The 23036-nt window shown below is 64.9% G+C and carries 38 protein-coding genes; 2 read left to right on the plus strand and 36 right to left on the minus strand.

The annotated features are described in order from the left end of the window. Positions 1-44 precede the first annotated feature (44 nt). The 24 genes from V8J38_RS11145 to V8J38_RS11260 form a co-directional block, all read right to left on the minus strand. The gene (locus V8J38_RS11145; RefSeq protein ID WP_338575711.1) at positions 45-659 is read right to left on the minus strand and encodes a hypothetical protein; all 615 of its coding nucleotides are present in this window, start codon (positions 657-659) and stop codon (positions 45-47) included. A 99-nt stretch (positions 660-758) separates the two neighbouring features. After that, the gene (locus tag V8J38_RS11150; protein WP_338575712.1) at positions 759-1172 is read right to left on the minus strand and encodes a hypothetical protein; all 414 of its coding nucleotides are present in this window, start codon (positions 1170-1172) and stop codon (positions 759-761) included. A 1-nt stretch (position 1173) separates the two neighbouring features. After that, positions 1174-1608: a Bbp16 family capsid cement protein gene (locus tag V8J38_RS11155; RefSeq protein ID WP_338575713.1), complete on the minus strand. Its 435-nt coding sequence runs from the start codon at positions 1606-1608 to the stop codon at positions 1174-1176. A 12-nt stretch (positions 1609-1620) separates the two neighbouring features. Continuing rightward, a complete protein-coding gene (locus tag V8J38_RS11160) occupies positions 1621-2634 on the minus strand; it encodes a major capsid protein (protein ID WP_338575715.1) in 1014 nt (337 codons plus the stop codon). A gap of 18 nt (positions 2635-2652) precedes the next feature. Next, positions 2653-3351, minus strand: a complete 699-nt coding sequence (locus V8J38_RS11165; protein ID WP_338575717.1) for a hypothetical protein — start codon at positions 3349-3351, stop codon at positions 2653-2655. 31 nt (positions 3352-3382) lie between these two features. Next, on the minus strand, positions 3383-3643 hold the full coding sequence (locus V8J38_RS11170; RefSeq protein ID WP_338575718.1) for a hypothetical protein: 261 nt from the start codon (positions 3641-3643) through the stop codon (positions 3383-3385). Further along, complete coding sequence (locus V8J38_RS11175; RefSeq protein ID WP_338575719.1) at positions 3636-5180, minus strand: portal protein; 1545 nt, start codon at positions 5178-5180, stop codon at positions 3636-3638. Before V8J38_RS11175 ends, V8J38_RS11170 begins: the two co-directional genes overlap by 8 nt. Beyond that, positions 5180-5500, minus strand: coding sequence for a hypothetical protein (locus V8J38_RS11180; RefSeq protein WP_338575721.1), 321 nt, complete (start codon positions 5498-5500; stop codon positions 5180-5182). Before V8J38_RS11180 ends, V8J38_RS11175 begins: the two co-directional genes overlap by 1 nt. Beyond that, on the minus strand, positions 5497-5916 hold the full coding sequence (locus tag V8J38_RS11185) for a hypothetical protein (RefSeq protein ID WP_338575723.1): 420 nt from the start codon (positions 5914-5916) through the stop codon (positions 5497-5499). Before V8J38_RS11185 ends, V8J38_RS11180 begins: the two co-directional genes overlap by 4 nt. Then, positions 5913-7538 carry a hypothetical protein gene (locus V8J38_RS11190; RefSeq protein WP_338575725.1) on the minus strand — a complete coding sequence of 542 codons (1626 nt, stop codon included), beginning with the start codon at positions 7536-7538 and terminating at the stop codon, positions 5913-5915. Before V8J38_RS11190 ends, V8J38_RS11185 begins: the two co-directional genes overlap by 4 nt. Positions 7539-7580: 42 nt before the next feature. Further along, complete coding sequence (locus V8J38_RS11195; RefSeq protein ID WP_338575727.1) at positions 7581-7904, minus strand: hypothetical protein; 324 nt, start codon at positions 7902-7904, stop codon at positions 7581-7583. A 30-nt stretch (positions 7905-7934) separates the two neighbouring features. Then, on the minus strand, positions 7935-8375 hold the full coding sequence (locus V8J38_RS11200; protein WP_338575729.1) for a hypothetical protein: 441 nt from the start codon (positions 8373-8375) through the stop codon (positions 7935-7937). Continuing rightward, positions 8372-9559 (minus strand): hypothetical protein, encoded by a 1188-nt coding sequence (locus V8J38_RS11205; RefSeq protein ID WP_338575731.1) that lies wholly within the window; start codon positions 9557-9559, stop codon positions 8372-8374. The genes V8J38_RS11200 and V8J38_RS11205 overlap by 4 nt, the downstream gene beginning before the upstream one ends. Before the next feature lie 132 nt (positions 9560-9691). Then, positions 9692-9991, minus strand: coding sequence for a hypothetical protein (locus V8J38_RS11210; protein WP_338575733.1), 300 nt, complete (start codon positions 9989-9991; stop codon positions 9692-9694). Then, a complete protein-coding gene (locus V8J38_RS11215; RefSeq protein ID WP_338575735.1) occupies positions 9988-10170 on the minus strand; it encodes a hypothetical protein in 183 nt (60 codons plus the stop codon). The genes V8J38_RS11210 and V8J38_RS11215 overlap by 4 nt, the downstream gene beginning before the upstream one ends. Beyond that, positions 10167-11036, minus strand: coding sequence for a glycoside hydrolase family 19 protein (locus tag V8J38_RS11220; RefSeq protein ID WP_338575737.1), 870 nt, complete (start codon positions 11034-11036; stop codon positions 10167-10169). The genes V8J38_RS11215 and V8J38_RS11220 overlap by 4 nt, the downstream gene beginning before the upstream one ends. Then, positions 11033-11317 (minus strand): hypothetical protein, encoded by a 285-nt coding sequence (locus tag V8J38_RS11225; protein ID WP_338575739.1) that lies wholly within the window; start codon positions 11315-11317, stop codon positions 11033-11035. Before V8J38_RS11225 ends, V8J38_RS11220 begins: the two co-directional genes overlap by 4 nt. Next, on the minus strand, positions 11318-11539 hold the full coding sequence (locus V8J38_RS11230) for a hypothetical protein (protein ID WP_338575741.1): 222 nt from the start codon (positions 11537-11539) through the stop codon (positions 11318-11320). Further along, complete coding sequence (locus V8J38_RS11235) at positions 11539-11736, minus strand: hypothetical protein (RefSeq protein ID WP_338575743.1); 198 nt, start codon at positions 11734-11736, stop codon at positions 11539-11541. Before V8J38_RS11235 ends, V8J38_RS11230 begins: the two co-directional genes overlap by 1 nt. Positions 11737-11860: 124 nt before the next feature. Continuing rightward, complete coding sequence (locus tag V8J38_RS11240; protein WP_338575745.1) at positions 11861-12106, minus strand: hypothetical protein; 246 nt, start codon at positions 12104-12106, stop codon at positions 11861-11863. After that, positions 12103-12309 (minus strand): hypothetical protein, encoded by a 207-nt coding sequence (locus tag V8J38_RS11245; RefSeq protein WP_338575747.1) that lies wholly within the window; start codon positions 12307-12309, stop codon positions 12103-12105. The genes V8J38_RS11240 and V8J38_RS11245 overlap by 4 nt, the downstream gene beginning before the upstream one ends. Beyond that, the gene (locus tag V8J38_RS11250; protein WP_338575748.1) at positions 12306-12497 is read right to left on the minus strand and encodes a hypothetical protein; all 192 of its coding nucleotides are present in this window, start codon (positions 12495-12497) and stop codon (positions 12306-12308) included. Before V8J38_RS11250 ends, V8J38_RS11245 begins: the two co-directional genes overlap by 4 nt. A gap of 219 nt (positions 12498-12716) precedes the next feature. Then, positions 12717-13250, minus strand: a complete 534-nt coding sequence (locus V8J38_RS11255) for a hypothetical protein (protein ID WP_338575749.1) — start codon at positions 13248-13250, stop codon at positions 12717-12719. Continuing rightward, positions 13247-13654, minus strand: a complete 408-nt coding sequence (locus V8J38_RS11260; protein ID WP_338575751.1) for a hypothetical protein — start codon at positions 13652-13654, stop codon at positions 13247-13249. The genes V8J38_RS11255 and V8J38_RS11260 overlap by 4 nt, the downstream gene beginning before the upstream one ends. A gap of 383 nt (positions 13655-14037) precedes the next feature. Here V8J38_RS11260 and V8J38_RS11265 point away from each other — a divergent pair, with 383 nt between their 5' ends. Both V8J38_RS11265 and V8J38_RS11270 read left to right on the plus strand, forming a co-directional pair. Next, complete coding sequence (locus V8J38_RS11265; RefSeq protein WP_338575753.1) at positions 14038-14490, plus strand: hypothetical protein; 453 nt, start codon at positions 14038-14040, stop codon at positions 14488-14490. A gap of 8 nt (positions 14491-14498) precedes the next feature. Beyond that, positions 14499-14771 carry a hypothetical protein gene (locus V8J38_RS11270; protein WP_338575755.1) on the plus strand — a complete coding sequence of 91 codons (273 nt, stop codon included), beginning with the start codon at positions 14499-14501 and terminating at the stop codon, positions 14769-14771. 39 nt (positions 14772-14810) lie between these two features. On the opposite strand, the gene V8J38_RS11275 is transcribed toward V8J38_RS11270, so the two are convergent. The 12 genes from V8J38_RS11275 to V8J38_RS11330 are packed head-to-tail and all read right to left on the minus strand — an operon-like array spanning position 14811 to position 22956. Continuing rightward, positions 14811-17240 carry a bifunctional DNA primase/polymerase gene (locus V8J38_RS11275; protein WP_338575757.1) on the minus strand — a complete coding sequence of 810 codons (2430 nt, stop codon included), beginning with the start codon at positions 17238-17240 and terminating at the stop codon, positions 14811-14813. Beyond that, positions 17240-17449 carry a hypothetical protein gene (locus V8J38_RS11280; protein ID WP_338575759.1) on the minus strand — a complete coding sequence of 70 codons (210 nt, stop codon included), beginning with the start codon at positions 17447-17449 and terminating at the stop codon, positions 17240-17242. The genes V8J38_RS11275 and V8J38_RS11280 overlap by 1 nt, the downstream gene beginning before the upstream one ends. Continuing rightward, entirely contained in the window at positions 17446-17643 is a 198-nt protein-coding gene (locus V8J38_RS11285; RefSeq protein WP_338575761.1) for a hypothetical protein, read from the minus strand. The genes V8J38_RS11280 and V8J38_RS11285 overlap by 4 nt, the downstream gene beginning before the upstream one ends. Then, positions 17643-17813 carry a hypothetical protein gene (locus V8J38_RS11290; RefSeq protein WP_338575763.1) on the minus strand — a complete coding sequence of 57 codons (171 nt, stop codon included), beginning with the start codon at positions 17811-17813 and terminating at the stop codon, positions 17643-17645. Before V8J38_RS11290 ends, V8J38_RS11285 begins: the two co-directional genes overlap by 1 nt. Next, positions 17810-18187, minus strand: coding sequence for a helix-turn-helix domain-containing protein (locus V8J38_RS11295; RefSeq protein ID WP_338575765.1), 378 nt, complete (start codon positions 18185-18187; stop codon positions 17810-17812). Before V8J38_RS11295 ends, V8J38_RS11290 begins: the two co-directional genes overlap by 4 nt. Then, complete coding sequence (locus V8J38_RS11300; RefSeq protein ID WP_338575767.1) at positions 18184-18564, minus strand: helix-turn-helix domain-containing protein; 381 nt, start codon at positions 18562-18564, stop codon at positions 18184-18186. Before V8J38_RS11300 ends, V8J38_RS11295 begins: the two co-directional genes overlap by 4 nt. Then, a complete protein-coding gene (locus tag V8J38_RS11305; RefSeq protein WP_338575769.1) occupies positions 18561-20189 on the minus strand; it encodes a DEAD/DEAH box helicase in 1629 nt (542 codons plus the stop codon). The genes V8J38_RS11300 and V8J38_RS11305 overlap by 4 nt, the downstream gene beginning before the upstream one ends. Continuing rightward, complete coding sequence (locus V8J38_RS11310) at positions 20186-21175, minus strand: DNA cytosine methyltransferase (protein ID WP_338575770.1); 990 nt, start codon at positions 21173-21175, stop codon at positions 20186-20188. Before V8J38_RS11310 ends, V8J38_RS11305 begins: the two co-directional genes overlap by 4 nt. Further along, the gene (locus V8J38_RS11315) at positions 21175-22107 is read right to left on the minus strand and encodes a hypothetical protein (RefSeq protein WP_338575771.1); all 933 of its coding nucleotides are present in this window, start codon (positions 22105-22107) and stop codon (positions 21175-21177) included. The genes V8J38_RS11310 and V8J38_RS11315 overlap by 1 nt, the downstream gene beginning before the upstream one ends. Further along, complete coding sequence (locus tag V8J38_RS11320; RefSeq protein ID WP_338575772.1) at positions 22107-22280, minus strand: hypothetical protein; 174 nt, start codon at positions 22278-22280, stop codon at positions 22107-22109. Before V8J38_RS11320 ends, V8J38_RS11315 begins: the two co-directional genes overlap by 1 nt. Further along, entirely contained in the window at positions 22280-22735 is a 456-nt protein-coding gene (locus V8J38_RS11325; RefSeq protein WP_338575773.1) for a hypothetical protein, read from the minus strand. The genes V8J38_RS11320 and V8J38_RS11325 overlap by 1 nt, the downstream gene beginning before the upstream one ends. Continuing rightward, positions 22735-22956, minus strand: coding sequence for a hypothetical protein (locus V8J38_RS11330; protein ID WP_338575775.1), 222 nt, complete (start codon positions 22954-22956; stop codon positions 22735-22737). Before V8J38_RS11330 ends, V8J38_RS11325 begins: the two co-directional genes overlap by 1 nt. Between the last annotated feature and the right edge of the window lie 80 nt (positions 22957-23036).

Below are 23036 nucleotides of genomic sequence, written 5' to 3' on the forward strand. Positions count from 1 at the left end.
CGGACAGTTCCCCCGCTGCGAGGCTGGTTTGAAAGGGGAACGACCTAGCCACGCAACGCCTTCCGGGACGCCGGCCCGCCACGCCAGACTTCAGCAAGCGGCGCAAAGTCGATCTGCTGCCCCGGCTCCTGTCGGCCATCGCGCACGATGGCCTCGCGCAGCAGTTGATCCGCGTCCCGCTTCAGCAGGCGCGCATCCTGAGGCTTGTCGCACAGGGCCTCGAGGAACAGGGCCTGCAGCCGCACGACGACGGCCTCGGCCAAATCCGCAGGCCACGCGCCCTCAATCGGACGGACCGTGGCGACGACCTGCAAGTCCTCCTTGTGCCGCGTCAGAATGCGGTCGCCCTCAATGGAGTAATCGCCCGAACGCAGACGACGCCCGCAGACCGATACGAAGCGAATGTTGACCACCTCGGCGGGCCAGACATAGGCGTGCCGCCACTGGCCTAGATCGACCTCGCCCTGATACGTCAGGTTCAATGTGCGCTTGGCGAAGGTCCAGGCATGACGCGCGAATACGGCCCGCACGATGCCCTCATAGTTCGACGCCGCGACGCGGGCGGCGGACGAGTCCTCATCCAGCCCCGTAATCTCGTCCTCGCCGATGCGATGAAGAGCGGCCTGAACGACTTCAATCGGGGCGGCGTATGTGGGCATGGCCGCATGATGGCGGCCGGGTAAGCGGGGCCAACGCACGGGCAAAGAAGAACCCCCGCCTTTCGACGGGGGCTGGGTTGTTCGGAGGGAGAGGCGTGCTTATTCGGACTTGGGCTTAAAACTACCCGGCTTGCCGTCACTATCGCCGTCGAACTTGGCGATAGAGGCGGTCAGCGCTTCGATCTCGGCAGCCTGGCGGGAAATCTCCTGCAGGCCGCTCGCCACGTCTTCAGTCAGGGCGGCGATCTCTTCATCACGAAGTTTGGCCAGGTCCTCAGCTTCAGCCAGCTTGGCCTCCAGCTCAGCGATACGCGAATCCGACTTCTCCGCCTCGGATTTCGAATGGGCGACTGCCTCAGCCTTGGCGGCATCACGCGCCTTAACCGCAGCCTTGGCCTCCCTGTCTTGAGGAAGCCAATGCTGACCGGGGACGGCATCTGATTTAAAGGCACCGCCTTCCTCCACGATGCCGCCAGCCAGAGCCAGACGCTTCTCTGCGATATACTCAGCCATATCAGCCCACCGGGTTCTGCTGGACGGCCGCGACAATGCCGGCGGTGATCTTGCCCGCGGTGGCTGTGCCGTCGACAGTGAAGTTCAGGCGAGAATAGCGCTTACGCGCCTTGAACGGGATCTGGGCGATGGCGAACTGATAGCCCGCCTTCAGGTCCGCGACAGGAACCGCAGCGGTCGAGACGACCGTCTCAGGCGACGCAAAGTTCGAAGCATCGCTGGTCTGGTAGCTGACCTGAACCGAGGTGGCGCCGGTGAAGGTCTCCGTCACCTGCACCAGCAGCGGAACCTCCGGGCCCACGCCCAGGTCGCGAGCAACCGGGGTCGAACTTCCGTAGGGAATGCCAGCCGCAAGGTGGTCGATGACGTTGGTGGAGGCGGCGGTCGCCGTGACCGCCTGCCCGTTCGAGTATTGAGTGGTGCGATCGAAGATCATGCTCGGCCCTCCTTAGGCGACAGCGGCTTCGGTGTTCAGCAGGGCGTCCGTCTCGCGGATCGGAATGCCGCGATAGGTCATGACCTCCTGACCAGCGATTTCCATCGGGGTCAGGCGGACGAAGTTGTCCGAGGCGCCCGCGTTCTGGGCCAGTGCCTCCAGGGCCTCCAGCACGTCGCGGTTGCAGTAGATAGCCTGGCGTGGCGCGGCCTCGCCGTCCGGCAGGTTCGCGCCGGGGCGCGCCACACGACGGGACTGGAGGGCGTAGTATCCCTTGCGCAGGAACTTGTAGAGATCAACGTTGCCCGCCTGCATCTCCGAAACGTCGATGTTCGGGATGCGGACGTTGTAGCGCCAGTCGCCGACCGACAGGCCCAGGTGCCAGCGGAAGGATTCCTCCAGAACATAGTACGGGTTGCCCGCCGCATCAGTGACGCGCTGGCGACCGTTGTCTTTGCGCTGCAGGCCGCCAGGCGCGTCGGCCGGGTGGATCAGCGAAGTGAAGCGATCGCCCCAGGTGACAAACCAGATCGAGGTATTATCCGATCCAGATCCGCCAGCCGAAATGACGTTCTTGTTGGCCAGGGAGTTGTAGCGTGCGCCAAGGCCCTTGAACTTCTCGGGCGTGGTGGCGGTGTCATGGTAGAAGATGCCCGCGGCAGCCTCCTGAGACATGGCCTCTAGCACGCCGCTGGCCTCATTCAGCCGGAGCTGGTTGACCTTCGCCGCCTCGACTTCAAGCATGCGCTCGTCGACAGACGACATCTGCTCCAGCCAGCCGGTCGTGTCCTCGACAGACTGAGTGTGGCCCTTCGACTGCGGCACGCCCTGGTACAGTGCGCCCCACGAGACCGACGGCAGACCCGTGCGGATCGAATGGCGATGCTTGTTGCCGTTGTTACAGGGGATGACCCAAGCATCATCCAGCACAGGGTTGGTCTGCGCCAGAACCTCCAGCACAGCGCCCTCAGGCGTCGAGCGGTTAGCGTCGATCAGGTTCAGAAAGGAGTTACCGATGGTGGCCATGTTTCAGGGTTCCCCTAGTTAGCCGTACATTCGAGTTGCGAGGTCCGGCGTGGCCGGGGGCTTCAAAGGAACCGCGCCGATGGCGGGCCCCTGGAGTTTCGAGACCAGCGTCTCAAGAGCGATGACCGCAGCGGCGTCCGTCATCTTCGAACGCAGCGCCTCGGCTGCGTCCTGACCGATGGCGGCGATGACCTGCCCATGCAGGGCGGACGTGCGGGCTGCGTGATTGGACCCGAGCTTGGCCTGCTCGGCGGAGACGTAAGCCGCTGTTTCGGCCTGAGCGGCCTTCACCGCCTCGACCTCGTTCGCGGCATAGGCGCGGAGAATCTTGGAAACAGCGGCTTGGGGCAGGCCCGCCTCGTGCAGGGCGGGGAGAATGGCCTTCGCCAGCGGATCATCCGCGTCGAACGTCACCGGCTTGCCGTCAGCGCCCAGCACAGGCTCGTCGGGCTCCAGCTTGTAGGCCTCAGCGCTCTCCGGCACGCCTTCACGTCGAGCGGTATCAGCGGCCTCCAGCTCGGCCAGACGCGCATAGGCCTCGGGCTTCACGCCCGCAGCGTCGTCCCAGTAAGCATCCGGGATGCCATCAGGCCGGACCGGCGCGGCAGGTTCAGCAGGCGCTGCCGGAGCCATCAGGCTCGCATCAGGCGTAACCGGGACGGCCGTCGTGGGAGCGGCGGCTTCGGGGGTTTCAGGTTCGGCGGTTTGTTCCGTCATGGGCGGACGGTGCGTCCGTCGCCCCATGCTCTCAACGCACGGTCGTGGTCGCCATTTCGAGGATGCGGTCAGCCAGCCTGCGAGCGCCCTCGGCCTCTCGAAGCTGGGCATCAGTGGCGCCTACATGCAACGGCCGCTGCGCCTCGTCACGCAGCCATGCGGCCAGCAGAAGCCCGTCGTGCGTTCGCGCCAGCCGGGCGATCACGCGTTCAATCGTGTCTTCGTCGGGGTCGTGCGAAGGCGCCGTCTCGCGGCCGCGCAGGTCAGAGAATTTACGCGGCGCCCTAGACAACGCCCTGCCCCTGCAAGCTCATCGCGGCGCCCGCGTCGTCTACGCCATTCTTGGCGAGGGCCGCCATTTCGGCGGCGGCGATCTGCTCTTCGCTTAACAGAACAATGTGCCGCTCCTTGGCGGTCGCGATCACGTTTTCCATCGTCGCCTTGGCGTCTACTGGGATGCCGACCTGCAACGCAGCGCCGATGTTGGACGCCAGCGACAGCACCTGGCCCGTGATCGAGATATCCTCGAGATCCTTCGCTTTAGACAGGGGGCTGATCGGACGCACGTTGATCAAGCGGCCGCCCTTCAGACGCACCTCCGGCAGTTCCCCGCGCTGGGCCAGAATCCACGCCACGCGCTCGATGATGGGCAGCACCCATTCCCGCACGCAGCGGTCGCGCGGCAGTTCCTTGCGCCGCGTGTTCCACGCCTTCTCGTCCATCCACTGACCGAGCGTCGGGGGCGTGTCGCCGGATTGCTCCGGACGATCCTGATAGGCCGCCCGCTTGATGGCCTTGCGCATCTCCTCGACCTGGAAGAACGAGGCGTCAAAGCGCGTTTCCGGCAGGAAGGCCTCGGGTGCCTTTGACTGCGGCGCACGGGCATATCCCTGCCCTGGCTCCATGCCGCCCTGATAGTTCGCCAACCCGTCTTCCTCGTAGGAGAACGGCGGATCGACGGCGCGGTTCATGGCCTTCAGATTCAGATAGCCCAGCTCGTCTAGAACACGCGCGCGGGGCGTCGCCTTCTTAAACGGACCCGGCCCCCAGGCGCTGTCGGACTGGCGGCGGAATGGACAGGCGATGATCGGCGCAGAGCCGGCGCCGTTGAACTTGAGCGTCAAGCGCACCTTGCGGTTCACGATGATGCGGTAGTTCCAGCGCTCCTCGCCAGGCACGGACCAGTCCCGGTCACAGCCCTCGATCACCTTCTCTTTGCGGTTCTGCTTGCCTTGCGGCGGCATCGGGAAGAGGGCCGGATAGCGCTCGCCCCACAGCCAGTGCTGCTCCAGCGGCGTCAGTTCCATCTCCCGCCACTTGCCGGTCGTGTTGCCGTCCGGGCCGCGCTCAACCAGCAGGTCGGGGATTTCGATGGGCTGGAAGTGGATCGGATTCAGCGGACCCATGTCGCTGATCGCAATCGCCATCTGCGACACGCCCCACATCAGGAACGTCTCCTGAGCGGCGTCGTAGTAGTTCGACCTCTCGATTTCCGCGAAGATGCGATCACCGATGGCCTGCAACTGGGGGGCGATCTCGCGACGCTGCCCCTCAGTCAGATCCTCGGCAGGCTCAAACGTCACCCATCGCTCGTGCTGCGGGGTGAAGGTTGAAATCATGTCCGAGGCGAAGTCTTCCCCGACCAGTTCCAACTCATTGTCGAACTGGTCGTCCTCCTCCTCAATGCGGCTTTGCGGCTCAGACGATCCACCGATGCGGCGATAGGTCGGGGCCGCCAGACGCAGCGTCTCGTTCAGCCAATACTGATGTCGGTCGCGATCGGTACGCGCCGCATCAATCCGACGCAGAAGCTTCTTGTCGTCGTCCATCAGTAGAGCACGACTTGATCACGAATCGGATCGAAGCCCCCTCCGCCAAAGCCGCCACCGCCGCCGATCGACACGCCGCCGCCAGGAATCCTGCCCCCGCCCTGCCCGCCGCCTATAATGCTGCCGCCAGACGAGCCCCCGCCGTAGATCGGGACGGAGCCACCCGACCCGATACGACCGAATCGGCGCAGGCGGCGCTGTGTGGCGCCCAGCAGCAAAGCTTGGGTTTCCTCCGTGCGCGCATTCTCGGCGCGGCGCTCCTCGCGCTCGCGGGCTGCGACGACGGCTGGATCTTCCTGGGGGGCCTTCGGGCTTCTCATGCCTGCTCGCTCGAAAACGCATGACGCGCGCCTAGAGCCAGCAGGTCACGGCATAGAGCCTCCGGCCTCAACGCACGGGAACGAACGCCCAGCAGGTGCGCCACCGCGATCGTGCACCAGAACCCAATGCGGCTGGCTGGCTCAGCCGCGCCAGACTGCAGGTGAAGGATGGTGCGGTTCTCCGGCAGCCCATCGACCCAAGCGTCCATCTGGTCGGACGTGAGGGCGTGGATGAAGGTGCGCTTGAGGGTGACGTCATAGAGCAGCCACACCGCTTGCTCCGCACAATATCCAAAGGCTGCCACATGCCGGAAACCGGGCTTACATAGGCGCCACCACCAATGCGGCCTCTCCCCGTCGAAGAAGGCGACATACCAGGCGCCGGGGCAACCGGCAGGAACCTCACCCTCGGTCATGCGCGCCTCCGAAAGACGCTGGTGCGCGGGCCGCGGTCAAAGACGCGCGCCCTCACCTTCGTCTCCACCGGCTTGCGCTCGCGCTGTACGCCGAAGAGGAGGTTGCCGCCCTCCCCCATGCCGAGAGCCATGTAGCCGAGCGCCTCGCAGGGGTGGCTGTATTGGTTCTTCACGATGTCGCCCGACGTGAACTTGCCCGCCGAGGTGTTCGTCACCTTGAACTGGTAGCCGCCACCCAGACCCTGCTCGAGCATTCTGCACGACGGGTCCAGCAGGAAAGCCTGATAGCCATCGACCTGACGCGTCAGCACATTGTCGATGACCTCCTTGCGCCCGCCGCGTCCAGAGAAGCGGTTGGCTCCCGGCGCGACCATCACCGGCATTCCGTTCTGCCGGAAGATGTCGAACGCTGTCTTCTCCTCAGCCTGCCCCCGTATGTTGCCGCCGGGGTCGCCGAAGAACTTCACGCGGCTGGGGTCCAGCCCCGGAAACCGCTTCAGAATCTCCGCCTTCACGAAGGGCGCGAAGGTCACGGCGCCCACATCCTCGGCGTAGAGTTCCGCCAGCACGAAGATGCGGCCGCGCACCGTCTGTCCAAAGACGGCGGCGGGAGTCAGGCCGAAGTCGAGGCCGCAGTATAGATCCAGTTCGGGATTGAACTTGAGCGGGCTGGCGGCGACATGGCTGTTGCGCTCGTTTGCCGAGCGGAACAGCGGGTGCACTGCCTTGCCCTTCATGATCGATGCGGCGATGTTCCGGCAGTTCGCGTCGATCCACTGGCGCCCCACGCCGTAGATCTTTTTGGCGTAGTAATCCGGCCTCAGCCAGCGCAGGTTCTCCGCGCCGGGGTTGACGCAGTATTCTACCTCGTCACCTGGGTTTAGCGCCTCCATCCCATAGGCGCGCATCTCGTCGTCCATGACCAGCAGCGCCGGGGGCTGAACGAACAGGTTCCAGCCCGGCGGCCGCTTGTGCTTCTGAACATCATCGGGCGTGAAGTGGTCCGGCACCGGCGCCTTGCCGAACATGATCGGCGCCCAGTGCAGGCTCTCGGGCGCGTTCATGTCCGCGATGCCGCCGGCCCACTTACACCCGCCCTGCTTGACCGACGGATAACGGCCGCAGCGCGACAGCCCCTCAGTGACGAGGTGCAGGGTGATGTACTGCATCTCGTTGAAGTAGATGCCTGTGAGTTGGAGCGACCTGAGCTTCTTCGCATCCTCCTCCTTGTCCAGCGCCAGGAAGATGAAGTCGGCTTCGATGTCGCCGTAACGCATGTGATAGGTGAACGGCGGCGACCACGACATTTCGCCGAAACCGCCGTCCTCCTCCCGCCCCTCAGGGAATAGGTTGCAGAAGGATGGTATGGTGGTCGTTTTCAACTCGGGGAAGGTCGAACGAACGATAGCGAAGCGGCTTCGCCGAATCTTGTCTCGCTGAACCGGCTGGCTGCTCGCGTGCCGGAACAGGCGCATGATCGCGCAGTCCGTCTTGCCCGAACCGATGGGCCCCTGAATGATGTCGAAGTCGCCGTCCGAAAGCAGGAAGGCGGACAGAATCTGCCCGTCCGGCTCAAAGACGATCGGCTCTTTTGGGGGTGCGGGAGGGGGCTTGCGGGCCATGCGCCGAGGGTGGCGTGTGGCGCTATTCCCTCAACGCACGGGCTAGTGCCGCCAGCCCGGCAATCCGGCCCGCGTCAGATGCGCGTTCTCGTGGCACTGGAGGCTGGCGTAGAATTCGTCGGGGAAAAGGCAGGGGTCCGGCATCAACTGGATGCGTAGGTCATCGCGGGTGCACGCCATGGCGATGAAGCCGTCTGGAATGGACGCGGCGGCGCTGCAAACATCATGAACCGTTGTGGGGTCAACGAATAGGATCGTCACCGGAGCGTCCGGCGCCGTCAGGTAGGCCTCAGGCGGACGCTCGACCAGAGCAGCCGATGGCGCGGCGAGCGCGAAAGCAGCAGCGATGATCGAGGTGCGGATCATGCCGCGAGATTGGCCGAGGTTCGGACTCGCTCAACGCACGGAGATTGCTCGCACGCGGCCGCCGGAATGACAGTCATGAGCGATCGCTACGTGGACAGCCTGCACCGCGCTCGCACCCATCGCCATAGCGCCCATCGCATAGGACGCGCCGGAGCCGATGGCGTAATGGTCGCAACGTATCGGCCCGGAGAAGTACAGACCGTCGTCAGCAAGAAACATTTCCCCGCCAGGCTTGATGATGATGGCCCGAAGATCGGGGTCGCTGCCGGTCCAAGTGAACGGGTCACCACCAGCGTCAAGCCAAGCGGCGAACCGCTCACCCATTCCAAGCACGCCGCTTGTAATGCCAACGACGGTTCCGTCGCTCAGTCGATGAATCTTGCGCTTCTCACCGGGCGAATCCTGGCCGTGACCGCCATAGGCCCGGCTGTCAGCAGCCAATATCCCGTCGCGATAGACGACAGTGCTCACCCCACCATCTCCGGCGTGACCGTGACACTGCCCACCTGACCCCACTGTGCGTGGTAGGTGTAGGCCGTCGCCTGCCTTTCGCTCATCCAACCGCCGCGGGCTGCGTAGGCATCGCGCGCCGCCAGGGTCGAGTGCTGCACAACCTTCATGCCTGAATGCTCCTTCACCTCCTCGTGGTGGCGGTGGCCGCAATGGGCATAGCGCTTCGTGGTGGAGCCCCATTCGCGCGGGTACTGCGCGGCGAAGAGCAGAGGCAGCTGGTCGTTCTTCTTCAGGTGGCCATGATGGAAGGCCAGCATGGTCTCGCCGTGGATGTGCACGTAATAGGGCAGTTCGCTGTCTATGACCTTCACGCGCGGCTCGTTCTCGTAGAGCGCGGCGAACATCAGGCGTAGCCAGACGCTGGACGCCAGATCGTGGTTGCCCTCGGCCATAACCACGAACACGGTCTGGTGCTTAGCCAGCGCCATGTCGACGATGCGCCGAAGGATGCGGATCGCCGCGGACACCATCTTGGAGAAGCGGCCGTCCTGATCGAGGATATGCCCCGACGTCGGGGTCACTGGCAGCAGCCCATCGCTGTGCAGGAAGTCGCCTAGCTGGTTGACGACGCAGGTCTCGGCGTCCGGGCTGCGTTCGATCATCTGACGGAAGCACTCGGTCAGCGTGCGCTCGGCGATGCCAAGATCCCAATCCGCGCCGCCCTCCTTGCGCCACGCCAGCATTCCGACGTGGCAGTCGGTCAGGGTGTAGAGATTGCACAGGTGCGGCAGGCCCGTCTCCGGCGCGGGCGTCGGCTCCAGACGCGGCAGTTCCTCCGCCATGGCCTCAAAGGCCTCGCGGATCGCCTCGCTGCGAAGCTCGTCGTCCAGCTTGGTCTTGACCCATTGCAGCCGGACATTGCCGTCGCCGTCGTAGAGGGTCGAGTGCCCCTTGGCGACGAAGGGCGTCGGGACCGGATGCTTGAGGCTGTGGTCCGGCGCGTAGCCCTGCGCGGCGGCGTGCGCCTTCACGCGAGCCAGCGTCTTCTGAAATCCGGTCCGTCCCTGGCCTATCCCCAATGCCCCGGCGCGGACGCCGCCGAAGTCGATGACCGCCTGCACGACGCGCCGCTGCGCATCGGACTGGCAGTAGTGCAGAAGCGCGGAGGTCGCCGTCTCGTCCGGCTGAAATTGCAGGCTCATCGGCCCTCCTGGCACAGCTGCTTCCAGACGGCGTTGTGCGCTTTCACCTGTCGGATGGTTTCGTCGGTATCGGCGTCAGCCCACAGGATCGGCTGGGCGACGCGACAGAATGTTTCAGCCCCAGCGATTGGCTCAGGCGCGGCGCTTGAACCCGTCGTCGTCGCGCAGGCGCTCAGGGTCAGCATCGCGGCGAGCGGCGTCATGGCGCGCCTGCACGCTTTCGCGAACAGCGGAATCCGCATCGGTCCGCTCCTTTTCGATTTGATGAGTGGAGCCGTCGTTCCGGCCCTTGCGATAGATCAGCAGCAGGCCAAGGCCGGCGATGGCGGACAGCATCCCCTTGAGACCGAACAGGCGGAAGGCGGCGTAGAGCAAGGCGGCGATGGCTAGCAGCGCTGCGACGAGCTTTAGCTGGTCCAGCAAGGCGCTCATTTCTGGGCCTCGTGGATCAAGCCTTTGTCGGTGCAGGTATCAAGACCTGCCGAAACGCCGAACTGCACACCCGACTCCACCTCTGAACTGCCGAAGACGAGACGTCCGTTCAGGTGAATCAAGCGTGTCCCAGCCGGAATGATGATGTCGCGGGTCGTGCGGTATTCGGTCGGCTTCAAGCCCCCGCCCTCCCCTTGATCTGCACCCGCCCGGTCAGCACCAGGAAGGCGGCGACCAGAACCAGAGCGAACGCGGCGAAGGCCCACGGCGAGGCGATGCCTTCCAGCACAGGCCGCAGGACAGCAGCCGCGCCGCCGAGACCGCCGAGGCCGGCCAGCACGCCGCCGATGGCGGTCTTGTCCTTGGTCAGGTCCGGCCCGTCGGTACGGATGGCCGATGGCTCAACCGGAATCCCGGGCGCAAGTTCAGCAAGAATGCGATCGGGTTGATTCGCCTTCTCACGCCCCGCCTTCAGACTGTCTAGGAAGTTCTTGTAATACCCCGCGATCAGCGACGCCTTGTCGGTGCCGTTGACGATGCGACGAGCGCCCTCGGGGTCTTCCTTCTCAGCCGTGAAGTAGTCGGACAACTTCTTGCCCGTGAAGTCGCCGTCGACCATGCCGGCGATCAGGATGCGCGAGGAGACGCCCAGTCCCAGCGCGACGTCCGGCCCGTTCACCAGATCCAGGCCCAGCTTCCGGCCCATCTTCTCGTAGTTGCGGCGCCACGTCAGTTGCGGCAGCCCGCGCCCGTAATAGACGTGGCCGGTCTCAGGATCAGGCTTGCCGTAGCGGTATTTCGCCACCACGCGACGAGCCTGCGTATCCGTAAGGCGGCGGCTGGGCGTCGATCCCTCGCGGACCGGCGCCATGGTTCCGGCGGTTTCGTGGAAGGCGGTCGCCAGCACATAGGCCAGTTGACGGTCGTCGTCGCCGGTCCAGGCGTTCAGGATCGCTTCGCAGCCGTCAACCTGCTCCTGCGTCAGGCGATTGCCGAACGGAGCGCGACGGGCGAAGGCGAAGAAGGTTGCGCGGTCGAGGGTCATGCGGGGGCCACCGGCAAAGACGGCTTCTCGTCGTCGAAGTCGTAAAGGCGAGATTCCTCGGCCGTGCGGTGTTGTCGGCTCTTGATGGTCAGCAGGGCATTCTCGTTCACCGGCGCATAGAGATAGGCGTGGCGGAGGCGAAAGCCGTAGATGATCTCTGGCATGCTGTTCAGGGATCTCGCGTCCGTGACCAAGGCCTCGGTGGGGCGATCACGACGCGGGAAGCGATGCTCAGCGTCTTGTGCGCTGGCGAAGATGTATAGGTCGCGGAAGTCGCTCACTCAGCGGCCCTCCCTTTCAATGCGGTCCAGTTGTTCCTTCATGGCCTTGGTTCGCTCATCCAGCCGGGCCAAAGTGCCGTCGCTCAATGGGGCGACCACCTTCTCCAAGGCAGAGACGCGCTGGTTCAGCCCGCCACCCCAGAAGATCAGAGCCGCCGCCTGCATGATCAGGGCGATGATCACCCCCACCATTGACCAGTTGAGCTTCTTGGCTTCGGTCATCAGATCGACGTCCCGCCGTCGCCCGAAACCTCGAGACCACTGTCAGCCTCACGCAGCCGCGACATGATCCGCGGGAAGCGCGCAAGCACGCTGTCCACCAGCATGTCGATGACAGTCGTATTCGCAGATTTGCAGGGGTGCGCCATGGTTCGAACACTCCCCGCCATGCCGTCGCCATCCAACGCACGGACGCTCATTGGCCGGTCTCCCGCTTCTCAGCCTCGCGCGCCTTGCGAGCCAGTTCCTCGCGCAGCCGATCCTCTTCGGTTTTCACGGGCAGCTTGTGCGGCAATGCTCCGCGGACGGTCGGGCGGCGGACGCTCAATGTACCGTCACGCCTTCCGGCGCGCCCTCCTCGTCATCGTCGCCGCACAGCGCCTTCATCTCGTCGTCCAGTTCGCGCAACGAGCGCTCAATGCTGGCCAGCCACAGCACATAGTTGCCCGACATCAGGACGAACCGCGACGGGCGCAGTCGGGCGGCCTGCAGGCGTCGCGTCTCCCGGACGATCCAGTGAACGCGGCGATCCAGCAGCCATTCGCGATAGAGGGCGCGGAGACGGTTCATCCGTCGGCCCTACTGAACGTGGTCTTGGCCACTGCGTGCAAGGCGCCGAAGACTAGGGCCAGCATGCCACCCACAAGCAAGATCAGAACCGCTGGACCGTCGGTGACCTCATGTGACGTCGCCACCGCATATCCAGCCAGCATGATGTTGAAGACGCCGAATAGCGCCAAGAGCGACCCGCCAGTCCGAAACAGCCAGGTCATGCCGCCTCCTCCCTCACGCGCGTCAGTTCTTCGAACGCCCGCGGGCTGGGCGTCAGTTCGAGCAGACGGTCCAGCACGGCGTTGACGATCGTGGTCGCCTCGGCGTCGACGATGAAAGGGCCGGCAGGGCTCGTCATGACGGCCTCGACAAGGGCGGGGTGGATGGGGGGAATGGGAACGCCAGTCATGCGAAGGTTCTCCAGTTGCGAAAAATTCTCAAAAGACGTTCGGGGGCCGGAAAATCCGCGTCGGACACCCCACGGGTCCGGCCGCCTCGCGGATTTTTCCCCCGCCCCGCCGGCCTGGCAGCCGCATGTTTGTTGCCCGATCCAGCGTCGACCGACCCATGCGGGTTCAGCCATCCGTCGTCCGCAAACAGGAGCCCATTAACCGAGGCCACTAGGGAGCTATTCATCGTCGCCCTCCTCAGATTCATCGCGTCCAACTGACTGTGAGTTGGATGGATTTAGGCTAGGCAGTTGGAAAGGCTGGGCTTCTATGACGCCTGACATCTGGTTGTTACCCAGATTGGCGGGAAGATTGACGTTCTTGGCGATGATCTGGATGGTTTGGTGCGTTCGCTCCGGCATGGCCGCGTTGGCCTGCTGGTCGATGTCGATCAGGACCTTGATGGCCTTGAGCCGCACGTCCTCGGACGAGGCGAACCGCGCCATTTTGCACAACTCGGCGTAGGCTGCGTCTGTTTCTGAGCGCAAGTGTGCGCTCTTGACAGATGCCCTGAACGCCTTGACGTGAGGCTTCTTGAGCGCCTGCGCCAGCGAATGTGGCTTGTATCCGGTGCGAATGGCGGCATCGGCGACCGTGAGGCCTTCCGTAACGATCAGTACAATAGCCGTCCGCAACGCAGGGCTTATGCGCCCCTTGCGGATCGTCTCGCCGTCGCGATTGACGAGTTCAGGGCTATTGGCGTCGTCACTCACCCTGCAACCACCTTCTGCGGCGCCGGCACGGCCCCGATGGCCTGGGCGATGTGTTCCGGCACAAGGACGAGACGCAGGCCAAGAGCCTCCAGCCACAGCTCTGTCGAGAAGCTGGTCTTGACCACACCGGAGAAGTCCTGGCCGCGGTCTGCATCGTTGGTGCTGGGCGGGGTGATGTGAACGCCCTGACGACGGCCGCCGGTCGTGCCGGTCCCATTCTCCAGCTTGGTCACATATCGGTCTGAGAAGCCCGCGATCGCATCCAGGTCCTCGCACGTCCACTTGCGAGCGATGCGATGGGCGCGCAGCAGGGACGCGATGTCCGCACGACTGTGCACGATGATGGGCTGGGTGATCTCGTAGGCCTGTAGCGGCCTTCGGGTCTGTGGTTCGTCGTTCTGCATCGCGGCCTCGAATGAGGGCCGGACGGGGTAGTCGAGGTGCGCCAACACCGGGTCTGACTATGCAGCAGTGTGGTTACGGCAGGGTAACTGGAAACGAGCGTCACGGAGCGAGCGTCACGTAAGGGAGGTATATACCCTTCCATATCGATAAACGATAATAAAACATGGTACCCCCCCCACTAGTGACACTCGGTGAATAGAAATGGAAAAGTGTATTGGTTTTGAGTGGTTACGAGCAAAACGAGCGTCACAAACACTACATGACACTCGGTGACACTCGTGACGCTCGATGGGCGAGTGTCATCAAAAAGGGGTCGAGTGTCACGGACGCTTGTGACGCTCGCTCTTGCGTAGAAATACGCCAACTGGGGTTGACGGGGGCGATGAGGTGGCGTAGAAATACGTCACTGACCACGGCAAGGGCCGAGGTCGAGAACCACGGAGAGACCGAGATGAAGAACCCCGCCACCCTGCGCGAAGCCGGCTATCGCTTCTGCCGCCGCAGCAATGGTTCTTGGGCCTGGGTGCATCCTTCCGAAGTCCTGGCCACGGACCTTGACGCTACCGACATGGATGATGGAGCCTTTGAGCGTCTGGTCGAGGAGACCGAAACCGATACCACGCTGTTCTACAACATGACCCCGGGCCAGCGTGATCGCGCCCTGCAATGGGCTCGCCGTCACGACTGGGGCCGACTGGCTCGCTGGGGCGGCGGCATGGATCAGTGGACCATGGTGGACGTGCTTGAAGTCGCCAAACTCGGCAATGGCGCGTGGACGGAGCGCTCGCTATCCTTCGATAGCCTCACCGAACTGCGCAATTGGGCCGGATACTAGGAGACAACATGACCTCAACCAACGCCCAGCTCTTTGCCGCAGCAGGAAAAGCCCTCTACGGCGAGCGATGGCAACAGCCCCTCGCCGCCCTGCTGGGATGGCCGCTGGACGAGCGAGGGCAGAACCGGACGGTTCAGCGGATCAAGGCAGCGGCAGAAAGGGGCGAGGAATACCGCATCAGCCCCAATGTCATGCAGGAGTTGAGCGGGCACCTCGATGGCCACGCCGCCCTTCTCCAGGCCATTTCAGCCAGCATCAGAGACGCGCAGACCAAACCGTAGGAATAAACAAAGGCCCCGGTTCATCGCCGGGGCCTTTTTCTACGCCGCCGCGTATACCTTGGGCCTGTGCCCGCCTGAGGGCGGTCGATCTCCCTCAGAGACCACCACCTGCCCGGCGTCCTCCAGGCTCTTGATGGTGTCCTGCAGGTCTCGCGGCCGCATCTTGTGCTGGAGCGCGCGGGCCAGATCCCGGTGCTTGAGCGGCCCCCGATCACGGATCAGACGCAGCACCTGCATGGCGTCACGCTGGGTCTGCGTCTCGGCCATGTAGTCCTGGGCGTCCGTCATCATCCGCTCAGCCGACCACAACGCGATCTGGCGGCCCCACTCCATGTCCTCGACCGTAACGCACGGTGCGGCCGGATTGATGCCCACGGCCCGGATGACGGCCAATCTCTGCGCCATCTCCACGGTCCGCGCCAGAAACGCCGCCTCATGCTCGCGCCGCTCCACGTCCTGGGCGAGGCCCTGATAGACGCGGTGGGCCGATGACCCGACCCCATCCTCCCATGGGACGATGATCTCCGGCGCGTCGGACAGGCTGGAATGGCTGGTCGCCCGCGCCAGAGGGTTGCCGCCGCCATAAATGGCCAGCATCCCCTTCGTTATGCTCTCCGGAACCACCATCTTGTCCGCGCTGGGCTCTCGCTCCTCGACCTTGCGCTGCGTCGAGACCAGCAGGAAGCGGTTGAGGAAGCCGTTGTAGACATCGCCGCCCTCCAGGTTGTCGAAGAACTCCTGATGGGTGGAGACACTGTAAAGGCTGAGCGCCGGCGAGTGAATCGGCTCCCCAACCCGTCCAGCCCACTCCGGCGGCGCCATGGTGTCGAAGCTGGAGCCCCACGCCGTTCGCAGCACCCCCGTAATCGCCTTCTCGTGCGTCGACGCCCGCTTGCCGTTAATGCGGCCGAGGAACGATCCAAACTCGTCGATGCAGGTCAGAGTGAGGGGCTGGCGCGTCAGTCGGTTGATCAGGGCCGACATGGACATGAAGCCGGACGGGCCGAAGTGCTGGCCCATAGTCGAGGCGTGCAGGATGCGCCCGCAGCACTTCAACGGATGATCCTTGGCCGCGCCGGACGGAGCCAGGAACAGGCCATACAGGTGCGTGCCGGTCAGTGTAGGGCCTGCGTAGCGCCGCCCGGCAGCCGTGCCGACGAGGGTCAGGGCCGCCAGAAGCGCCCCGCCCCGCTGCGGCTTGCGCGAACTGTCGCAGATCCAGTCCGTGATCTTCCCCACCAAACCGGGAACGCGGGTCAGGTGATCCGGGAACTCGGTGCTGGGCAACTGTCCGATAGGAGCGGACAGTTGGGCGCCGACGTCAAACCCAGAAACGGCGGGCTTCTGGGCCTCCAAATGTGGGATTTTTCCATATTTCGGCGCCACCGCCCGCAACGGCTCCGGCAGGTCGTCATCCCAACCGCCCATATCTGAGCGCTTAGACCGCGCCAGCATGGCCGCCAGATCGATGACCACGCCCTCGTCCTTCAAGTCCAGACGCTCACGCAGCCAGTCCGTGGCCTCGTGCTGGTCGCAGTTTCGCGCCGCCATGACCAGATCGATGCTGGAATAGGTATTGTTCGACCCCCAATCCTTGATGCCGTCGGGCTGGATCGAGAGGTTCAGCTTGCGATCCGCCAGGAGACGCCCCGTGCTGGATGGACGCCACGCCTCGACGCACTCATACCCGCCACGCGCCTTGCGCAGGCCGTAGAGGTCCAGGTGCGGAACCCATGCCGACAGATTGCCCATAGCCGCCGCCTTGACCTCGGACCACAGGTCGTCTGGGTCGATCTCAGCCGGAGCGGGCTTGCGTGGCCGGTCCGTTGCGGCGCGCGTTCGGTTGCGCTCCCATCCGCATGTCTCCAGCGCCTCCTCCAGCACGGCCAGATCGTCCTCGGTGAAGACCGGAAGTTGCTCGGCGGGAACAGGGCCGGCGGTCCAGACATAAGCGGCGCCCGTGTCAGGATGCACCGACGGCGGCACGACAGTCTGGCGCGTGTCGAACCCCGCCAGCAGATCGATGAGGCGTCCGTCAGGCCCGTCATACACCGCCGTCTTGATCGTCTTACGCGCCCGGAATAGTCGCGTCTCGCCCTTCTGGCCACGCTTGACCATCGGCGAGAACGGCGAAGCTCCCAACAGGGTGTCCAGTGCGTCCGGGTCCGCCGCATCAAAGTCGATGCCGATGACGAATAGAGGCTCGCCCTCGGCATCCCTGCCCGCAGGCGTGCCCATGACGATGCCGACGTTTGCGCTGGGCGCCTTGAGCCACAGGTTCATTTCAAAGCTGGACGGAGGCCCGTCGCGAAAGCGCTGCCAGCGCGACAGCCCCTGCCACGCCCCGCTGCGCCAGTCTCCCGGCGCCTTGCCGCGCCCCTTGTGCGGAGCGTCAGGCGCGATCAGAGGGATGGGCGAGTAGCCGAGGGCGATCAGGTCAGGGGCGGCGATGGAAAAGGGGGTCGTCACTATCCCTCCGCCCCCACTGGCACGGTCCACGCGGCCACGATGCGGTCGCCCGCAGCCTTGTTCGCCTCATTGACGATGATGGCGCAGACCGTCAGCCACTCATCGGCGGTGATGCCATCGAACAGCGCCCCCTTGCCGGTCTGGTCCAGGTGCTGGCCGGCGATGCGGCTGGCGCGCTTGATGTCGTCGAGCGTCAGGTAGGGGGTCATTTCGCGCCCTCCGACAGGATGGCGTCGATCATGGCTTCCCAGCCCTCGGTCGATTGGGCTGCTCTGGACAGGGTTTCGCTTGGTTCACGCACCGCGATCAGGACGGCGCGAGCGGTTTGCTCCCACAGCGGTTCATCGGTCGGGTTGTGGTATGCATTTTCGGCCGCCCTCGCCGCCTTCTCCAGCATCGTCATCACTGCACCTCCACGATCTGACGGCCCTCGAGCCGAACGCGCTTGCCCTCTGGCAGCGCCACTTCACCGCGCACCATCACCGGCTCGCCTTTGTCTGGCGCCACCGAGTGCACGAACTGCCCGTCGCGGGCCTGATAACCGCCGCGCACGGTCGCGTTGAACGGCCTCATTGGTCGCTCCCCAGCCAGATCAGGATTTCGGCCCAGGCCATGCGGTCCCGGTGCTTTCGGATGCCCAGCAAGATGGTCGAATGGTCGCGTCCGCCGAAGGCCCGACCGATCATCGGCAGCGACATGTGCGGCCTCTCGCGATGAACGAGGTCGTAGGCTGCGGCCCGAACGACCGAGATCGGGTTAGGCCCACGATCGCCCTTCAACTGCGCCGAGGTCAGGCCGTAGCGGGTGGCGATGTCAGAGATGAGCGCGTCGGTCGTCGTCTTGCTCAGGTGCCGCGCCGTCATTTCCTTGTTCACGGCCAGCGACAACCGCTCCAGCGACGCCAGCGGCACAACGTGCAGGCTGCTTTCGATCTGCGAGACGTTCATGCTGCAGCCCTCCGCGCCAGACGCTCAGCGAGCCAGCCGCGCGCCTCGTCCGTCAGCCGATAGCCGAAGCCCCATTCGTTCACGATCGACGGACAAACGCCCAGATCACGCAGGCATTTGCGGATCTGGCTGACCCGCACCTTGACGGCTTCCAGCGTCGGGCCGTCGCCGTTGTTCTGCTGCATGGTCTCGGTCCAGATCAGACCGACAGACACGGTGCCGGGCGAGCTGTAGAGTATCGCCAGCACACGCGCCTGCTGACGCGACAGTCCCGCAGCCGCCTTGATGTCAGCCGTCAGATTAGCGCCGGACATTTCCGCCAGGCGCGCATGTGCGAAGCGCAGACGCTCCTCGAGTTGTTCGTAAGACGGCCTCATGCCGCTTGCTCCTGATCAGCGGAATGACGGCGGGCCACGATGTCGTGCCACTTTCCGTTTTTCCGAATGGATATGAAGGCGGGCGGCGTCAGCTCCGCCCAACGCACGAGCGCATCGGCGACGCACTCCGGGACCGGCTCAGCGCCACCGTGAGCGCGCCACCATTTCTCGGCGCGGAAGCGTCCGGGGCCACGATGTTCGAACAGCACCCACTCCGGGTAGGACATCAGCCCCGCCGAGTAGGAGACGCGCACGCTGTCCGGCGAACCCTGCTTTTGGTGCCGCTTGGCGGCCCAGGTAACGACGGCGATCTCCTCCGGCGGCCTGTTCTTCAGATCGCGCGACAGGATCGCCACGTCATCGGCCTCGGCCTCGTGCCTGATGCTGTCCATCGACCATTCATGGCCGCAGACGGCGCAGGTCCGTGCGTTGAGCGCCGCCAGCGTCTTGCAGGTCGGGCACTCCTTGGCGCGGAGGTCCGTGACCTTGGCCGCGTCGGGTGCGCCCTTCTTGCCGGGTCGTCGATCGACCGTGATCGTGTCGACGGGACCGAGGCGACGCGCCGTGCCGGTGAAATCCAGCACCAGACAGTCGGTTTTGCTGTCTGCCAGCCGCGTGCCCCGCCCCATCATTTGCACATAGAGGCCGGGCGAGAGCGTGGGCCGCAGCAAGGCGATCAGGTCAGTTGCCGGAGCATCAAACCCGGTCGTCAGGACGTTGCAGTTCGTGAGGCAGCGCAGCCGTCCGGCCCGGAAGTCGTCGATAAACCGGGCGCGGTCCGCGGCGTCGGTATCGCCCGAGATGACCTCGCACGACACGCCCTGTCGCCAGAATTCGTCGCGGACGTGATGCGCGTGCTTCACCCCGGCGCAGAACACCAGCCATGACCGGCGCGTCTGGCCGTATTCGATGATCTCTGACACGGCCGCCTGAGTGATGGCGTCATTGTCCGCCGCGGCTTCCAGCGCGCCGGAGACGAACTCCCCGCCCCGCTTGGCGACGCCGGACACGTCGATCTCTGTCGCGCCGCGCTTGGAGATAAGCGGCGAGAGCCAGCCGTCGTCGATCCCCTTGGCGATGCCGTAGGAATAGACGATCTCGTCGAACAGCCGCGCGTCGCCCGCGTCCAGCCGCCCGCTGTCCATGCGGAACGGCGTGGCGGTGAAGCCGCAGACGCGCAGGTCCGGCCGCATCTCGCGCAGCTTGTCCAGCAGGGCACGATACATTCCCTCCCCGGCCGACGGGACCAGATGCGCCTCGTCGATCAGGACCAGATCGAACGGCCCAAGCTCGGCGGCGCGTCGATAGACGGACTGGATACTGGCGAAAATGATGCGCTGGCTGACATCCCGGCGACCCAGCCCGGCCGAATAGATCCCGACCGGCGCCTGCGGCCACAGCCGAAGCAGGGCCTGAGCGTTCTGCGCGACCAGTTCCTTGACGTGGACGAGCATCAGCGCGCGCATGTCGGGATAGGTCGTCAGCAGGTCGCGGGTCAGGCTGCCGATCGTGACTGACTTGCCGAGACCCGTCGCCATGTCCACGAGCGGATTGCCGCCGCCCGTGCGCCAGTAATCGAGAACGGATTCGACGGCGTTCTGTTGATAGGTGCGGAGGGAGGTCATGCCGCGACCTCCATCAAGACTTCGCAGAAGGCCTGGGCCTGCGGCGCGACGAGCCCATTGCCGTAACCGCGCAGTCGTCCCACTCGGGCGGCAGACCCATGAGCCAGCGGGAATGTGCCGGGTTCAGCTGGCCGCCACCGTCCATCTCGGCTGCTGAGCCAATCAGCAGCCGACCAGAAGCCGTTAACCGGGCCGGGCCGAACGGGACTTCCGTGGGCGCCAATATCGCCCCTTGAAAGGCCTCCGACCGCTTGCCCCGTCCGGTCGCCGTGGTCGTCAGCCAGGCGGATAGGCTCGGCGTCATGAGCGACGGCGGAATGGTCATGGTGACGGGAGAGAGCGCCCCCTGCCCGAATTCGGTGGGCCGAGACCAATCCACCTGATCGGCGACTAGGGCGAGCGTCACCTGCAGCTTGCGCCCGTCGGGCGTTCTCCCCGTCGCCGATGTCCCGACCGGCCATGTCTGGCCGCCCGAAGGCGTGGTCGGTGATGCCCACCCAGTAGAGGCGCTGCCGGACGTGCGGAGCGCCGAAGCCCGCAGCCGGGGTATCAACCGCCCCAACGGCGTAACCGCTTCCTTCCAGGTCAGACGAAACAAGGTCGAACCAAGCAAGTCCGTCCTTCGACGCAACCTGCTCGCCAGCAAGCGTGTCAGGGCGACACTCGCGGATGAGGCGGAAGAAGTCGGGCCACAGGTGGCGCGGATCGTCGAACCCGTCGCCGCGACCGGCTGCGCTGAACGGCTGGCAGGGACAACTGCCGGTCCAGATCGGCCGGTCGTCAAGCCATCCGGCGCCACGCAGGGCATAGGACCAGACGCCGATCCCGGCGAAGAAGTGGCATTGCGCGTATCCGCGCAGGTCGTCAGCACGGACATCGACAATGCTCCTGTCGTCCACGTCGCCCGGCGCAATCAGGTTGCGGGCGATCAACTCACGCAGCCATGCGGCTGCATTCGGATCGTTCTCGTTGTAATAGGCTCCCATCACGCCGCCCTCGCCCCATCCACCCAGACCGAGCCGTCGCCCAGCCGATAGGTCACGCGCTCGGCCGCCTCGTCGCAGTCGATCTGCTCGCCGGGAATCATGTCCGGGTTGAACAGGTGCTGCGGGCACCCGACGCGCTGCTCGTCCAGGCACAGGTCGCGGCCGTGACGCGCGCACGACCAGCGGGCGTCGCCGTCGAGGTGTGCAGTTGCGTGAATGCAGGTCCGGCAGTTGCGCGACGGCATCTGCCCCTCGTTCGCCGCGCAGCCGTAGCCCGCCTTGAGGAAGTAAGACGGGCAGGAACACGGCGGGCGCCGGTCGGAGGTGACGATGCGCTCGGCCTTGGACATGAGCCGCAGCGCCTCTGCCGGGTCGTATTCGATCCGTGCAGCGAACAGGCTGTCGTCGTTCTTGTTGACGGCAAGGTAGAGGGCGCGGGTCAGACCCTGCAGGTGCATATAGACCTGCATCTGGGCGTAGTGCGCAGGCTTGGACTTTTGAACCCCGTCCTTAAGAAGCCCCTTGAAGCTCTTGTCATTATGGGACTTCGCCTCAAAGACGTGTTCGGTCTTCGGCGCCTCCGGCACGTTCAGCAGCTTGCCGTCCGTCCGCCCCGAGCCGTGGCCAGATGCGAAGGTTACGCGCCATTGCTCGCCGGTCGCCGGATCGACCTCCTGCACCTGGACACCGGCGGCGCGCAGCCGTTCGATCAGCCGCGCCTCCCAGAGTTCGCCGGTCTCAAAGATCGACAGCTTGCGGCCGTCGAACACCTCCGGCGGGAAGCACCAACGGAAGGCGTCCCAAAGCTTGCGCTCGCAGTCGTCCAACTGGCTGGCCGACAGGCGCGGGTGCAGGTCACGGCGCTGCTTCGTCTCCAGCGAGGCGAAGATTCGGGCGATGGTCGGCGGCGTGGTTTGAGGAAGGGGCGCCATCAGCCGTCCTCCCCGGTGTGGTCAAATCCTTCGTCCTCGCGACGCTGATCGCCGCAGTCCTTGCAGATCCGCTCAGCGCCCCAGAACTCGGCATAATGCTCGTCGGTCAACGCGCCGCACTCGTCGCAGGGCGCGATCTCAGGGGCGACGGTGTCTTCGTAGCGGAGGGTCATCACACCGCCCCCTGCTTCGTGACCCGCTCGCTGGCCTCGCGAATGATCGCGTCAGCCGCAGCTTGAGGCAGGGCTTCTTTGACCGCCGCCAGCAGGCACTTGCCGAAGGTGCTGGACGACCGCGCGCGGTTCAGGTCTTCGATGCGCTGATCCAGAACGCGGCGCAGTTCGGCCACTTCTTCCTTGGGTTCTGGCGTATGGCCCAGCTCGCGCATGCGACGTTTGACCCGCTTCGCCCCCATGCTGGCGAAGGCATAGGCGCCGCGAGAGCGCGTCAGCCAGTCATTGTCGATCAGCCCTGTGACCTGGGCGGCGTCGATCTGGCTCTTGATATCGTCCCGCGCATCCTCGACTTCACTCAGCCATTCGCGCAGTTGCTCGACATCCTTGCAGTCGCGGATGTCCTGCGGGGTGAAGTCAGGCGTTTCAAAATCTTCGTCGTGAACAAAGCCCATCACACCGCCTCCCCGTGCAGGAGGGCGTTCAGCACGCCGATGGTCTGGGCGATCTCGAGCCGGGCAGCGACAGCCTGGCTTTCGCGATAGAGGCGCATGGCCTCGATGATGCTGTCCTCGGCCTTGCCGAGCGCATTCAGTTCATGGTGGTGCTTGCGCATGACGGCCATCGCCAGCGCACCGCAACCGGGCCCATCGACAGGGCGCAGTTGTTCGTTCATCGTCAGGGGCTCCTGCGATGCTCTTGTCAGAGCAGTGTTGGAAGGGACGCCCGGCGGTCTTGGGTGAGACTATTTCCGCC

It is taken from the genome of Brevundimonas olei (assembly GCF_037055245.1).
Classification (GTDB): Bacteria; Pseudomonadota; Alphaproteobacteria; order Caulobacterales; family Caulobacteraceae; genus Brevundimonas; species Brevundimonas olei.